The 14,222-nt window shown below is 71.9% G+C and carries 13 protein-coding genes; 7 read left to right on the forward strand and 6 right to left on the reverse strand.

The window, feature by feature from the left end:
* Window positions 1–24 precede the first annotated feature (24 nt).
* Window positions 25–747, reverse strand: a complete 723-nt coding sequence (locus ACFUPX_RS26315) for a TetR/AcrR family transcriptional regulator (protein ID WP_383327451.1) — start codon at window positions 745–747, stop codon at window positions 25–27.
* Between the two features lie 71 nt (window positions 748–818).
* On the opposite strand from ACFUPX_RS26315, the gene ACFUPX_RS26320 reads away from it, so the two are divergent.
* The 7 genes from ACFUPX_RS26320 (at window position 819) to ACFUPX_RS26350 (ending at window position 7,691) form a co-directional block, all read left to right on the forward strand.
* Window positions 819–1,616 (forward strand): acetoacetate decarboxylase family protein, encoded by a 798-nt coding sequence (locus ACFUPX_RS26320; RefSeq protein ID WP_383327453.1) that lies wholly within the window; start codon window positions 819–821, stop codon window positions 1,614–1,616.
* A 1-nt stretch (window position 1,617) separates the two neighbouring features.
* Complete coding sequence (locus ACFUPX_RS26325) at window positions 1,618–2,502, forward strand: SDR family NAD(P)-dependent oxidoreductase (protein WP_383327456.1); 885 nt, start codon at window positions 1,618–1,620, stop codon at window positions 2,500–2,502.
* Between the two features lie 10 nt (window positions 2,503–2,512).
* On the forward strand, window positions 2,513–3,805 hold the full coding sequence (locus ACFUPX_RS26330; protein WP_383327459.1) for an amidohydrolase family protein: 1,293 nt from the start codon (window positions 2,513–2,515) through the stop codon (window positions 3,803–3,805).
* 29 nt (window positions 3,806–3,834) lie between these two features.
* Complete coding sequence (locus ACFUPX_RS26335) at window positions 3,835–5,100, forward strand: amidohydrolase family protein (protein WP_383327622.1); 1,266 nt, start codon at window positions 3,835–3,837, stop codon at window positions 5,098–5,100.
* A gap of 49 nt (window positions 5,101–5,149) precedes the next feature.
* On the forward strand, window positions 5,150–5,866 hold the full coding sequence (locus ACFUPX_RS26340; protein WP_383327462.1) for a VIT family protein: 717 nt from the start codon (window positions 5,150–5,152) through the stop codon (window positions 5,864–5,866).
* Between the two features lie 143 nt (window positions 5,867–6,009).
* A complete protein-coding gene (locus ACFUPX_RS26345) occupies window positions 6,010–6,906 on the forward strand; it encodes a sterol desaturase family protein (RefSeq protein WP_383327465.1) in 897 nt (298 codons plus the stop codon).
* Window positions 6,907–6,980: 74 nt separating this feature from the next.
* Window positions 6,981–7,691 (forward strand): lysoplasmalogenase, encoded by a 711-nt coding sequence (locus ACFUPX_RS26350; protein ID WP_383327625.1) that lies wholly within the window; start codon window positions 6,981–6,983, stop codon window positions 7,689–7,691.
* Here ACFUPX_RS26350 and ACFUPX_RS26355 read toward each other — a convergent pair.
* The 5 genes from ACFUPX_RS26355 to ACFUPX_RS26375 all read right to left on the reverse strand — a co-directional run bounded on the left by ACFUPX_RS26355 (window position 7,621) and on the right by ACFUPX_RS26375 (window position 13,971).
* Complete coding sequence (locus tag ACFUPX_RS26355) at window positions 7,621–8,682, reverse strand: CopD family protein (protein ID WP_383327467.1); 1,062 nt, start codon at window positions 8,680–8,682, stop codon at window positions 7,621–7,623. The two genes, ACFUPX_RS26350 and ACFUPX_RS26355, sit on opposite strands and share 71 nt — an antisense overlap.
* A gap of 81 nt (window positions 8,683–8,763) precedes the next feature.
* Window positions 8,764–10,158, reverse strand: coding sequence for a CoA transferase (locus ACFUPX_RS26360; RefSeq protein WP_383327470.1), 1,395 nt, complete (start codon window positions 10,156–10,158; stop codon window positions 8,764–8,766).
* A 22-nt stretch (window positions 10,159–10,180) separates the two neighbouring features.
* Window positions 10,181–10,750, reverse strand: a complete 570-nt coding sequence (locus ACFUPX_RS26365) for a hypothetical protein (protein ID WP_383327473.1) — start codon at window positions 10,748–10,750, stop codon at window positions 10,181–10,183.
* 87 nt (window positions 10,751–10,837) lie between these two features.
* Window positions 10,838–12,424, reverse strand: a complete 1,587-nt coding sequence (locus tag ACFUPX_RS26370) for a S8 family serine peptidase (protein WP_383327476.1) — start codon at window positions 12,422–12,424, stop codon at window positions 10,838–10,840.
* 14 nt (window positions 12,425–12,438) lie between these two features.
* On the reverse strand, window positions 12,439–13,971 hold the full coding sequence (locus ACFUPX_RS26375) for a S8 family serine peptidase (RefSeq protein ID WP_383327478.1): 1,533 nt from the start codon (window positions 13,969–13,971) through the stop codon (window positions 12,439–12,441).
* Between the last annotated feature and the right edge of the window lie 251 nt (window positions 13,972–14,222).

The raw sequence follows: 14,222 nt of genomic DNA on the forward strand, positions 1-14,222 counted from the left end.
GAGGATACGGGCCGCGACTGACAGTCAGGTCCCCGGTCCGGTGCGCGGGTCGGCCGTGTGGCCGATTCCGTCGCCGTGCGGCGTCGTTCCGTCGGTTCCCGCGCCCAGAAGTCCGGACACCAGTGCCCTCACCGACAGGGTGAACAGCGCCTCGGGGTCGACGGGCCTGGCGAGCGCGCGGGCGAGCGCCGGGTCGTGCCCGGCCGTCCGCGCGCCCCACAGTTCCTCCTCGCCCGGCCGCTGCACGGGCGCGCGTTCGCGGTTGCGCTCGACCAGGACGTGCCCGACGACGTGGACCTGGACCGCGCGTACGGCGTCGGCGGCGCGGGCGCCGCGCAGGCCCGCCGCGTGGACTTCGTGGACCAGGACCTGCTGGGCGGGCAGGAACATCCGCTCGGTGAGGCCGCGTTCGTGCACCATCGCGACGAGGTGCGGGTGGTCGCGCAGCTGCCTGCGCAGGGCGCGCGCCACGGAGACGATGCGCCGGTCGGGGGTCCGGCCTGCGGGATGGATCGCGCCGAGGTCGGCGAGGGTGCGCTCGACGAGGGCGTCCAGGAGCGACTCGCGGTTGCCGACGTGCCAGTAGATCGAGGTGACGGCGGTGCCGAGCTCGGCGGCGAGCTTGCGCATCGTCAGCGCCCCCGGGCCGTGCTGCTTCACCAGGGCGGTGGCGGCGGCGAGCACCTGTTCCCGGTCGAGATGACCGCGTTCCCGGTCCGGATGCGTACGCGTCTCTTCACTCTTCACGCCTCCTGTTGTAACTGTGTTACAGAACCGCCCGCAAGACCTCATGCAGTCCTGACGAAGGGTGGTACGACATGGCACGCGTACGTTATGGAGCGCGCACCGAGGCGGAGATCGCAGCGGCGCGCACCGCGAGTTCGAAGCTGCCCGACATCTGGTCCACCGGCGTGGTGGCCGTCTGGGAGAGCGATCCGGACGCGGTGGCGGCCGTCCTGCCGCCCCCGCTCAAGCCCACGGCCCGCCCCCTGGTGCGGGCCAACATCAGCAAGGTCGACCTGCCCGGCTATCCGCTCGGCGCGGGCTCGGTGGCCGTCGCCGCCGAGCACGACGGGGTGCGGGGGTGGTATCCGCTGGTCATGCCGATGACCCATGAGCGGGCTCTGATCGGCGGGCGTGAGGTCTTCGGGGAGCCCAAGAAGCTGGGCGAGGTCGAGGTGGAGCGCGACGGCCTCGTCGTCCGCGCCTGGCTGGCCCGGCACGGCATCGCGTTCGTGGAGGTGCGCGGCGCGGTCGGCGGGGCCCTGCCGCTCCCCGAGCCGGTCCAGAAGACCGACTTCTACTTCAAGTTCCTGCCCGCGGTGGACGGTTCGGGCTTCGACGCGGATCCGGTGCTGGTGCACTGCGTGCGCAACGAGAAGGTCCGCAAGCTGGAGGGCATCACCGGGGACGTCGTACTGCGCGAGTCGATGTACGACCCGGTCGCGGACCTGCCCGTACGCGCGGTCGTCGAGATCACCATCGGCGAGAAGACCACCGACCAGAAGGGCCGGGTGGCCGAGCGGGTCAGCGCGCAGGCGCTGCTTCCCTACATCCACCAGCGCTACGACGACCCGCAGCAGATCCTCGACGGCCCGCCCGAGGGGAGCCTCTGAGATGGAGTTGCGGGAAGGGCAGGTCGCCGTCGTCACGGGCGCGGCGAGCGGCATCGGCCTCGCCATGGCGCGGCGGTTCGCGGCGGGGGGCCTGAAGGTGGTCCTCGCGGACGTCGAGGAGGGCGCCCTGGAGAAGGCCGCGGCCGGGCTGCGCGAGGACGGGGCGAGCGTGCACGCGCGCGTGGTCGACGTCGGCTCGCGCGAGCAGGTCTTCGCGCTCGCCGAAGCGGCGTACGAGACGTTCGGCGCCGTCCATGTGCTGTGCAACAACGCGGGAGTCGGCTCGGGCGCCGAGGGACGCATGTGGGAGCACGAGCCGAACGACTGGAAGTGGGCCTTCGAGGTCAACGTGTGGGGCGTCTTCCACGGCATCCAGGCCTTCGTGCCCCGGATGATCGCGGGCGGCGAACCCGGTCATGTCGTCAACACGTCCTCCGGCGACGGCGGCATCGCGCCGCTGCCGACGGCGTCCGTGTACGCGGTCACCAAGGCGGCCGTCGTGACGATGACGGAGTCCCTGTACGCGCATCTGAAGGCGGAGCACGCGCGCGTGGGCGCTTCGGTGCTCTTCCCGGGGCCGCACATGCTGCGCACCGGACTGTGGGAGTCGCACCGCAACCGGCCCGACCGGTACGCCAAGTCCCGCCCCCGCAAGACCCCTTACCGCAGCCTCGACCAGTGGGAGTCCGCGATGAAGGACGCGGGCCAGGAGGTGGAGTTCACCCCGGTCGAGCAGGTCGCGGACTTCGTGGCGGAGGGGATCGCGGCCGACCGCTTCTGGCTGCTCCCGGAGAGCGAGCACAGCGACCGGCAGATCAACGCCAGATCGCGATCGATGCTGGACCGCGCCAACCCGGCGTACCTGGAGAGCTTCATTCTGGACTGAAGGGCACGTGATGACCGACCAGGATCCCTACCTGATCATCTCCTCCGACTGCCACGCCGGGCTCCCCACCGAGGAGTACCGGCCCTATCTCGACAGCCGGTTCCACCGGGACTTCGACCAGTTCCTCGGGGAGCGCGACGCCCGCCGTGCGGAGGCGACCCGTCTCGGCATCCGCAACGACGCGTTCGCCGTCAAGTGGTTCCAGGACAACGAGGAGGGCCTGCGCGGCGGCTGGGAGACCGCGCAGCGCCTGAAAGAGCTCGACGGCGACGGGGTGGCCGCCGAGGTCGTCTTCCCCGACGCGGACGCCGTGGACAGCCAGACGGCCGCGCCCTTCGGGGTGGGCCTCGGCCTCTCGGGGGACCAGGACCCGGAGCTCGGCATGGCGGGCGCCCAGGCGCACAACCGCTGGCTCGCCGACTTCGTGTCCGAGCACCCCGAACGGCACTGCGGGGTCGCCCTGTTGCCCATCACCGGGGAGGCCGACCGTGTCGTCGCCGAGGTGCACCGGGCCAAGGAGTCCGGGCTCGGCGCGCTGATGATCCCCTCCATGTGGGTCGACAAGGCGCCCTACCACGACCGCCGTTACGACCCCGTGTGGGCGGCGGCGGCCGAGTGCGCGATGCCGGTGGTGACCCACTCCGGGGCGGCGCCCCGCCACGAGTACGGCGACCACCTGGGGATCTACGTCTCCGAAGTGACCTGGTGGCCCGCGCGGCCACTGTGGTTCATGCTCTGGTCGGGCGTCTTCGAACGCCATCCGGGGCTGAAGTTCGGCGTCGCGGAGTCCGGCTGCTGGTGGCTGCCGAACCTGCTGTGGTTCATGGACCGCCTCTACCTGGGCGCGCACGGCGGCAAGAAGCTCTCCCCGTTCGCGGAGCTCAAGCGGCCCCCGCACGAGTACCTGGACCGGCAGCTCTTCATCTGCGCCACCAACACCAAGCGCCGCGAGCTCGCCCAGCGCTACGAGATCGGCGTGGACAACATCCTCTGGGGCAGCGACTTCCCGCACCCCGAAGGGACCTGGCCCGACACGCGCACGTGGCTGAAGAAGACGTTCCACGACATCCCGGTGGGGGAGACCCGCCGGATGCTGGGCCTGGCGGCCGCCGAGGTCTTCGGCTTCGACACCGAGAAGCTGGCGCCGCTCGCCCACCGGATCGGCCCGACACCCGCCGACCTCGGCCAGCCCACCGACGAAGCCGCCCGGTCGGCCGTCGAGGCGTCCTGGGCGCGCTCGCGCGACGTGGGGCGGCACTGGCTGACGGACCACGACTTCCCGGTACTGGGGGCCCAGTCATGACCCGAGACACATCCCACGACATGCACGACATGCACGACACGAACGACACGAACGACACGAACGAAGAGCGCTACACCGTCATCTCCGCCGACTGCCACGCGGGCGCCGATCTCCTGGACTACAAGCCCTACTTGGAGTCCCGCCACCACGACGCGTTCGACGCGTGGGCGGCCACCTATGTCAATCCGTACGAGGACCTGCTCGCCGACACCGCCGACCGCAACTGGAACTCCGACCGCCGGCTGGCCGAGCTCGCACAGGACGGCATCGTCGCCGAGGTGGTCTTCCCGAACACCATCCCGCCCTTCTTCCCGACCGCCTCCCTGATGGCGCCCGCGCCCACACGGGAGGAGTTCGAACAGCGCTGGGCCGGCCTGCGCGCCCACAACCGCTGGCTCGCCGACTTCTGCGCCGCGGCCGACGGGCGCAGGGCGGGCGTCTTCCAGATCCTCCTGAACGACGTGGCCGAGGCCGTCAAGGAGATCCACTGGGCGGCCGACGCGGGCCTCAAGGGCGGTCTCCTGCTGCCCGGCACACCGCCGGGCAGCGGACTTCCCGAGCTCTACTCGGCGACGTACGACCCGATCTGGGCGGCCTGCGCCGAGCGCGGGGTGCCGGTCAACCACCATGCGGGGTCGGCCTCGCCGCCCCTGGGCGAGGAACCGGCCGCGCGGGCCGTGTTCATGGTGGAGACGACGTGGTTCTCGCACCGGGCGCTGTGGCACCTGGTGTTCGGCGGGGCCTTCCGCCGCCACCCGGAGCTGCGGCTCGTGCTCACCGAGCAGGGCTCGGGCTGGATCCCGGGCGTGCTCGACATGCTGGACTACTACCACGGGCGGCTGGTCGCCGCGGCCTCGAAGGCGAGCGCCGGCGGGACGGCGGAGGCCAAGTTCGGTGCGGGCCTGGCCGAATCGATGGGCAAGGGACCGTCCGAGGTCTGGCGCGAGAACTGCTTCGTCGGCGCGAGCTTCATGCGCCCGCACGAGGCGCGGATGCGGGACCGGATCGGCCTCGACAAGATCATGTGGGGGAGCGACTACCCGCACGACGAAGGCACGCACCCCTTCTCGCGCGAAGGGCTGCGCATCGCCTACGCGGGCATCCCGAAGGAGGAGGTGGCGGCCATGGTCGGCGGCAACGCGGCCGGGGTCTACGACTTCGACCTGGAGCGCCTGGACGCGATCGCCGCGAAGGTCGGGCCGACCGTGCGGGAACTGGACGAACCCCTCAAGGAGACGCCCGTCGGCGCGACGAGCCCGGTGTTCGCCGCGGGAGGGTCGGCACGCGTCTGGTGACGGCGTGCCCCTGCCCGCCCCGCTCACCCGGGGGTGAGACCCTCCCCGGGTGAGCGATCAGGCAGCTGGACACGACGAAGCACACGGCGGCGCTCTCGCCTCCCGCCTCAACTGGCTGCGTGCGGCCGTGCTGGGGGCCAACGACGGCATCGTCTCCACGGCGGGCCTCGTCGTGGGCGTCGCGGGCGCCACGGGGGACCGCAGCACGCTCCTGACGGCCGGTCTCGCCGGGCTGCTCGCCGGTTCGATGTCGATGGCCGCGGGCGAGTACGTCTCCGTGTCCACCCAGCGTGACTCCGAGAAGGCCGCACTCGCCATGGAGAAGCGCGAGCTGCGCGAGCAGCCGGAGGCCGAACTGGCCGAGCTGACGGACCTCCTGGAGGACCGCGGGCTGAGCCGGGACGTGGCCCGGGAGGCGGCGGAGCAGCTCACCGAGCGGGACGCGCTGCGGGCGCACGCGCGCGTGGAGCTCGGTATCGACCCCGACCAGCTCACCAACCCCTGGCACGCGGCCTGGGCCAGCTTCGTGGCCTTCACCGCGGGCGCCCTGCTGCCGCTCCTGGCGATGGTCCTGCCGCCCGCCGACTGGCGCCTGGCGGTCACCGTCGTCTCGGTCCTGGGCGCGCTCGCCCTCACGGGCTGGAGCAGCGCACGGCTCGGATCGGCGGACGTGGGGCCCGCCGTGGCGCGCAACATGGCCGGAGGGGCGCTCGCGATGGCGGTGACGTACGGGGCGGGGGCGCTGCTCGGGGCCGTGGGTGTCTGAGAGGCCGCAGGTGTCTGACAGGCCGCAGGTGGCTAAGCGTCCGCTTTTGGCGGGGATCACCAACATCCGGCTTCTTACCGCTGGTAATACTTGTCGGTAACTACGTCTAGCGGCAGCCGTCCAGGGGCCTTTACGGTGCACGCATGCCGCCGAACCTGCCCGATGTCGTGCTGTGGTCCATACCTGCCTTCGTGCTGCTCACCGTCGTGGAGATCGTCAGCCACCGGATCCATCCCGACGAGGACGAAGCCGGGTACGAGACGAAGGACGCCGCCACCTCCATCACCATGGGGCTCGGCAGCCTGGTCTTCGACTTCTTGTGGAAGATCCCCATCGTCGCGATCTACACGGCGGTCTACGCGCTGACGCCGCTGCACATCCCCGTCCTGTGGTGGACGATCCCGCTGATGCTGCTCGGGCAGGACTTCTTCTACTACTGGTCGCACCGCGGGCACCACGTCATCCGCATCCTGTGGGCCTGCCACGTCGTGCACCACTCCAGCCGCAAGTTCAACCTCACGACGGCGCTGCGCCAGCCCTGGACCAGCCTGACGGTCTGGCCGTTCTACGTCCCGCTGATCGCGCTCGGCGTGCACCCGGCGGCGCTCGCGTTCTGCTCGTCGGCGAACCTCGTCTACCAGTTCTGGATCCACACCGAGCGCATCGGGAAGCTCCCGCGCCCCTTCGAGTTCGTCTTCAACACCCCCTCCCACCACCGCGTCCACCACGCGTCGCAGGGCGGCTACCTGGACCGCAACTTCGGCGGCATCCTGATCATCTGGGACCGCGTGTTCGGCTCCTGGGTCGCGGAGACGGACCGCCCGGTCTACGGCCTCACGAAGAACATCGCCACGCACAATCCGCTGCGGGTGGCCACGCACGAGTACGCGGCGATAGCCAAGGACCTCAGGTCGGCGACCAGTTGGCGCGAGCGGGGCGGACGGGTGTTCCGGGGGCCTGGCTGGCAGCCACAGGCACCGGTGGCGCCACAGACGGCGCCGACGCCGACGACGGAGCCGGTGACGGAGAGCGCGGCGTGAGTGGCGAGGACGGCGTCTCCGACCCGCCCGTCCCTGCTGTGCCCACGACGCCGGGTGGCGAACCAGCGGCGTCCATCAAGGCCAAGCTGCTCCTGGCCGCTTTCGCCCTGGCTGCCGCAGGCGACCTGGCAGCACTGCTGGCGGGCTCCGACACAGGGCACACGATCTTCAAGCCCCTCCTGATGCCGCTCCTGGCGGCGTACGTACTCACGGTCAAGGGCCCGCGCCTGCTGACCGCGGCGCTCCTCTTCGGCTGGGGAGGCGACGCCCTCCTCCTCTTCGACGCCGACCTCGCGTTCCTGGCGGGAATGGGCTCCTTCGCCGCAGGCCACGTCTGCTACCTGGTCCTCTTCAAGCGCCACGGCACACCGCTCGGACGCGGCGCCTGGGCGGCGACCGCGTACGCCACCGCCCTGATCGTCACGGTCGTACTCCTCTGGCCCGACCTCCCCGCTGACATGCGCGGCCCGGTGGCGGGCTACAGTCTCCTGCTCACCGCGATGGCGTACGCCGCCACGAGGCTGGGCCCCGTCGCCGCGGCGGGCGGCGCGCTCTTCCTCCTGTCGGACACCCTCATCGCGACCGGCGTCGCCGAGTGGCCGCAGGCCCCGCGCCCCGACTTCTGGATCATGCTGACCTACATCGCCGCACAGTTCCTGCTGGTCAGCGGCGTACTGGCAGCGTGCCCCCACGAGTCCCGGCAGCCCCCGCGCCTCACCAGCGAATCGGCAGCGGCAACGCGGTCAGCAGCGCCGACACCGCCACCACGACCCCGAGCACGATGACCTCACCACGCGCGGGGGAGTACGCCGAGACCGGATCGGCGGCCCTGCGCAGCCGCCGGCGCGCGAGCACCGCGAGGACGGCGACGACCGCCACAAGGAGCACCTTGGCGAGCAGCGCCCGCCCGTACGCCGTGCCCGTCAACTGGTCGAGGACCGTGCTCGCCGGCATCCTGCGCAGGGTGCTGCACACCCCCGTCACCGTGATCGCGGCGAACAGCACGGCCGCCACGCGCGCGTAGAGCCCCAGTACCGCCGCGCCCGCCTCGGGAGCCGACGTCCGCCACAGGCGCAGCATGCGCATCACCTGCAGCAGGCCGCCCGCCCACAGCACCCCGCAGGTCAGATGCACCAGCGTCAGCCCGGTGCCGATCAGCGGGGTGTCCTCCACCGGCGGGTGCGCCCGCAGGGCCTCCGCCACGATCACCGCGGCCAGCGGCAGCGCGGCACTGGACGGGCGGCGCGAGCGCGCGCACAGCAGCGCCACGATGAAGGCGTTGACCTCCAGGAGCGCCAGCCTGCCGTCCCTCGACGCGTAGAGACCGCCGACGTCCATGTCGGAGAGCTGATGCGGCACCAGATTGCCGGTGGCCACCACCGAAGCCAGGCCCAGCGCGGCGAGGAGGCCCGCGCCCGCCGCGTAGGCCGCCCAGCTCCGCGGCGCACGGTCGAGCGGCGCCCCCGGCACCCGGCGGGCCAGCCGTGTCGCGTACACCTCGCCCAGCTGTACGCAGAGCGCGGCGAACATGACCGTCCGCAGGAACGTGATCCCGGCCGTCCCGGGCGCCTCGGCCTCGCCGGTGCCGTTCAGCGCCGCCGAAGGGCCGAGCAGCGGGACGAGGGCGGCGACGGTCACCAGGACGAGCACGGCGACGGCACGGCCCGTCGAGGGGCGGCGGCGCGGCGCGCGACGAGAGGCGTGGGGCGTGGCGGCGACCGCGTCCCCCGTGGCCTCGCCGCCGGGTTCGGCGGACGGTTGTATGGAACTCACCACATGATCTTCACCAGGTGTTCCCTTGACGGGCAAGTCCTGGCGAACAACTGGCGCAGCCCTGTTCCGCCCGGCGGGCCCTCCTCACCGCCATTCGGGTGTATCCACGCCCCAACGGCCCGACGGGCGCTCCCAGTTCACCGGCCCGCCCGCGAAGGTCACCGGCGACAGCGCGTACCGCAGCCTGCCGAGCGGACCGTCCGTCTCGGCCAGCCACGCGCCGGGCTCGTACGACGGGGCTCCCTCGCCCGGGTCGCCCGCACCGTCCCCCGCCAGCAGCCACCGGGCCGTCAGCGCGAGAGCGAGCCGCACGCACCGGGCCCCGCCCCCGCCCGCCGCCTGCTCGGTGAGCGAGCGCAGGATGGCCGCCGCCAGCAGATATCCCGTGCCGTGGTCCAGGGCCTGCGCCGGCAGCGCGCCCGGCGCATCCGCCGTCCCCTCGACGGCCGCGATCCCCGTGGCGACCTGCACCAGACTGTCGAAGCCGCGCCGCCCCGCCCACGGCCCCTCGTCGCCCCACGCCGACAGCTGCGCCACCACGACCCCGGGCACGCGCTCGGCCAGCGCCTCCGGGGTGAGCCCGAACCGGTCGAGGGCGCCGGGCCGGTAGCCGGTGACGACCACGTCGGCCCGCGCGAGCAGCGCGTCGAACGTGCGCCGGTCGGCGTGGCGTGCCAGGTCGAGGGCCGTGGACCGCTTCCCGAAGCCCGTGTCGGCGTGCTGGTCCGGGAGTTCGGGCAGCCGGGGCGAGTCGACGCGCAGTACGTCCGCGCCGAGCAGTGCGAGCGTGCGCGTCGCCACGGGTCCCGCGAGGACCCGCGTGAGGTCGAGGACGCGGAGTCCCGCGGCGGGCAGCGCGGGGGAGCCGGTGAGCGCGGGAAGGGCCCGCGGGGGCCCGTCAGCGATCCTCTCGCGGCTCAGCAGCGGCTGCCGGGTCACCGCGACGCCCTGCGGGTGCGCGGCCCACTCCTGGGGCGTACGCAGCGCCACGGCGAGGCCCCCGGCGGCGTACACGGCGTCTTCCACGTCCAGGGCGGACCGCTTCGCGAGCCGCGCGGCCACCGACTCCACGGAGGCGGCGTCCGGGAGTTCCAGCGCGGCCAGCAGCGCCTGCCGGTGGTGGGGGTAGTTGGCGTGGGTCCGCACCCAGCCGTCCGCGGTGTGCCAGAAGCGGGACAGGGGCGCGAAGGCGACCGGTGCGCGCCCGTCCACGAGAAGGTGCCGCTCACTGGTGAACGCCGTGGCCACCGCCGCGTCGTCGACCCGCACCTTTGGCACGGACCGCCCGGTTCGGGCCGCCGTCAACTCCGCGGCGGCCAGCGCGCAGGCTCCGACGCAGCCGCGGGCGAGCTCGCGCACGGGGAGCTTCGCGGGCAGTGCGCCCTCCCATGCGACGGACGTGACCTCGGAGAGCAGGGCGGGGTCGCCGCCCAGCGCGGCCCAGGCGGTGCGCGTACCGGCCATCGGTGTGTGCGTCATGCCAGCACCATAGGGGCGTCCGTTACACGGTCGTGCCGGTGCCCGCGTCGGTCTGCGTGGCCGCCGACCACCACAGCCTGACCGACTCCCGCGGCTCCGACGGCCGCAGCTCCCACCCCTGGGCGGTCGCGGTCTCGACCACGTAATGACCGCCCACGCCACGGTAGTTGCGCCACGGGATCTCGCACTCGACGCGCGGGAGCGGCTTCTTCGGCCGGCGGGGAGCGGCTGCCTGGGCCGTCCAGCGGCCGATGACCTTGTCGACCCGCGCGCGGTAGTACGCGGTGTCTCCTTCGTGGCGCAGCTCCGGCCAGGTCACGCACCAGCCCGGCATCCGCAGGCGCTCCAGCATGCGGTCGGAGAGGCCGTCCAGCTTCCTCTCGGCCGAGCTGCTCAGCACGTCGACGACCGACGCCAGGAACAGGACGACGATCACCCCGGCTATCACCACGGCCGCGAGGACGCACCACAGCGGCACGTAGGCGATCATGCCGACGAAGCCGAGCACCAGTTGCCACCGGGGGCGGACGGGCGCCGCCACCCAGTGCTCCGTACCGGTGTGGACGAACCGGGAGTCCTTGTACTCATACATGGGACGAGATCCTCTCGCGAAGGGCCGGGCGGTACACAACCGCCCGGCCCGGCTCGCTGCGCGAACCCGCTGGATCCGCTACTTCCGCTACTTCCGCACGGCGTCGAGCGCGTCGATCATGCCCACGCCGTAGAAGCCGTTCTTGTTCTTGCCGCCCGCGCAGATGGCGTCGACCTTGCCGTCACCGTCGATGTCGTACGGATCGGTGCACTTCATGGCGTCGGCCTCGCCGTAGAGCAGCGCCTTGACCCTCGCCGACGACGCGTGCGGGTGGGCCGACTTGATGAGCGCGGCGACCCCCGCGGCGTGCGGCGACGCCATCGACGTACCCGCCTTGTAGCCGAACTTGTTGCCGGGAAGCGTCGACAGGATGCGGCCGTCCGTGGCCGGCGCGTCCGGCGTCTGGAACTTCGTGGAGTCGCCGCCCGGCGCCGCGATGTCGACGACACCCTTGCCGTAGTTCGAGTACGAGGACTTGATGCCCTTGGCACCCGTGGCCGAGACGGTCACGACCCCCGGAAGCTGCGACGGGAGGTCGAAGCAGTCCGCGGTCTTGATCGTCCGCGGCACCGGCGTCGTGTCGTCCGGGCTGGAGTCGTCGACGATCTCGTCCTGCGCGAGGTCCGTCTCGGCGTTACCGGCCGCCGCGACGTTCACCGCGCCCTTGCGCTCCGCGTACCGGGTGGCCCGCCCGACGGCGTCGACCAGGGCCTTCTGGTCGTCGTCCGTCTTGCAGTTGAAGAGCCACGGGTCGGTGTAGTAGCTGGAGTTGGTGACGTCGACGCCGTGGTCGGCGGCCCACATGAAGCCGCAGACCACGGCCTCCGTGTAGTACATGCCGGTCGCGGGCTCGGCCACCTTCAGGCTCGCCACCTTCACGCCCGGAGCGACACCGGTGACACCCGTGCCGTTCTTCGCGGCGGCGATCGTGCCCGCCACGTGCATGCCGTGGTCGCTCTCGCCGGACACCGGACGCCACGCGTCGCCCTTCTGTACGGGCACGCCGCCCAGGCAGCTCGCGGACGCCTTCGCGTCGAAGTTCGGCGCGATGTCCGGGTGGGTGTCGTCCACGCCGGAGTCCAGGACGCCGACGGTGACCTTCGAGCTGCCGAGCGACTCCTTGTGGGCCTTGTCCGCCTTGATGGCGGGCAGGTCCCACTGGAGCGGCTCCAGCTCGTCCTGGCCCGCGCCCGCCTGTCCGGCCGCCTTCTTCGCCTCGGCGGCGGTCAGCGGACGGTCGGCCTCCAGCGCGTCGTCGGACTGGGCGGACAGCGGCGCCGTGCGGGTGGCCCCCGCCGACGCGACGCCCTTCGCCCCGCGGATCTTCTTGGCGAAGTCCGCGTCCGACGAGTGGACGACGATCACGCCGATCCTGTCGTACGCGATGACGACCTTGCCGCCCGCCTTGGCGATGGCCTTCTTCACGTACGCCGACGTCTTGCCGGACGGTGAACCGCCATGTCCGGAGCGGACGTTGACGACGTAGCTCATCGACGTGCCGTCCGCGAGCGAGGCGCCGAGCGCGGACACGGTGGACGACACGGGGCCGCCGGGGCGGGACGCGGCATCGGGCTGGGCCGACGCCGTGCCCGGCAGGAAGGCGACGGCCGAGGCCACCGCCATGCCGAGCGGGAGTGCGAGCACGCGTCGGGAACGCGTGAAGGGTGCGGTCATGGTGTGGGTCCCCATCACTTCTTCACGGCGTCGAGCGCGTCGACGATCCCGCTGCCGTAGAAGCCGTTCTTGTTCTTGCCGCCCTCGCAGACGGCGTCGACCTTGCCGTCACCGTCCGGGTCGTACGGCGTGGTCGGGCAGCCCGGGTTGTCGGCCTGCTTCTTGAGAAGGCGCTGGATCTCGGCGGGGCTCGCCTTGGGGTGCGTCGACTTCAGGAGCGCGGCCACACCCGCGGCGTGCGGCGACGCCATCGAGGTGCCCTGCAGCCAGCCGTACTGGTTGCCCGGCATCGTGGAGAGGATGCGGCCGTTCTTCGACGGGGTGTCGGCCGGGATCTGGCGGGCGTCGCCGCCCGGGGCCGCGACGTCGATGACGCCCTTGCCGTACGTGGAGTAGTACGACTTGAGGTTCTGCACGCCCGTCGCGCTGACCGTGACGACGCCGGGGAGCTGCGTCGGGATGTCGAAGCACTCGGAGGGGTCGATGGTGCGCGGCACCGGAGTCGAGTCGTCGGGGCTCGAGTCGTCCAGGATCTCGTCGGAGGCGAGGTCGTGGTTGGAGTTGCCCGCCGAGGCGAGGTTCAGGGTGCCCTTCTTCTGGGCGTACAGCTGGGCCCGGTTGACCGCGTCGACGATGGCCCGCTGGTCCGGGTCGTCCATGCAGTTGTAGAGCCACGGGTCCACGTAGTAGCTGTTGTTCGTGACCTCGATGCCCTTGTCGGCGGCGAACACGAAGGCGCAGACGACGCTCTCCGGGTAGAACAGCTCGCTGACGGGGTCGGCCACCTTGATGCCCGCGACCTTCACGCCGGGCGCGACGCCCGCGACGCCCACGCCGTTGCGCGCGGCGGCTATCTCGCCCGCCACGTGCGTGCCGTGGTAGTGGTCCGGCTTCTCCGGGCGCCAGGCGCCGGGAGAGGTGTCCGCCTTGCCGCCGACACAGCTGGCCGACTGCGAGGCCGAGAAGCTGGGCGCGAGGTCCGGGTGGGTGTCGTCGACTCCGGTGTCGATGACCCCGACGGTGACCTTCTTGCTGCCCGGGTTGATCTTGGCTGCCTTGTCGGCGCCTATCGCGCGCAGATCCCACTGGTCGGCTTCGAGCGGCTCGGCGCCCGCATCGGCCTTCGCCTTGAGCGACTTGGCCTCGGCCTTCGACAGGAGCGTCGGAGCGCCCTCCTCCGTCGTGCCCGCGGCCGTCAGGGGCGAGGTGCGGGTCGCGCCCGCGGACTGGACGCCCTTGACCTTGCGCAGCTGCTTGCCGAAGTCGGGGTTGGCCGAGTGCGCGACGATGACGCCGATCTTCGGGTACGCGACGACTACGGAGCCGTCCGCCCGGGCGATCGCCTTCTTGACGTACGCGATGGTCTTGGAGTCCGTGCGGGTGTTGACGACGTACGCGAGCTTGGGGGACTCGGCCTTCGCCGACGCGGTGGCGGGTGCGTCGGGGGCCGCGGTCGCGATGCCCGGGGCGAAGCCGACCGACGCGGCCAGCGCTATGCCGAGGGGCACGGTGAGCGCGATTCGGCGTCTGGAACGCAGATGAGCCATGGGGTCTCCACATCATCCGGATACGTGAACTGCCCGAACACATCTAGTGATCGGGCAGGTACATGACGGGGCGTGCAGGGTGAAGCTATCCCCAGAACTCCCAGGCCAGCAATGGATTCCGGAAGAAAGCGGTGCATCATGCCGCGCCGGGCGCGCCGCCATGACGTTGAACAGGTAACGGAAGCAACATCGACCCCTGTCGGATCACGTCCTGTGGCCTTAGCATCGCCATCCGTGGCTCACGTGATCCG

The sequence above is a fragment of the Streptomyces sp. NPDC057302 genome (genome assembly GCF_042667685.1).
Taxonomy (GTDB): Bacteria; Actinomycetota; Actinomycetes; order Streptomycetales; family Streptomycetaceae; genus Streptomyces.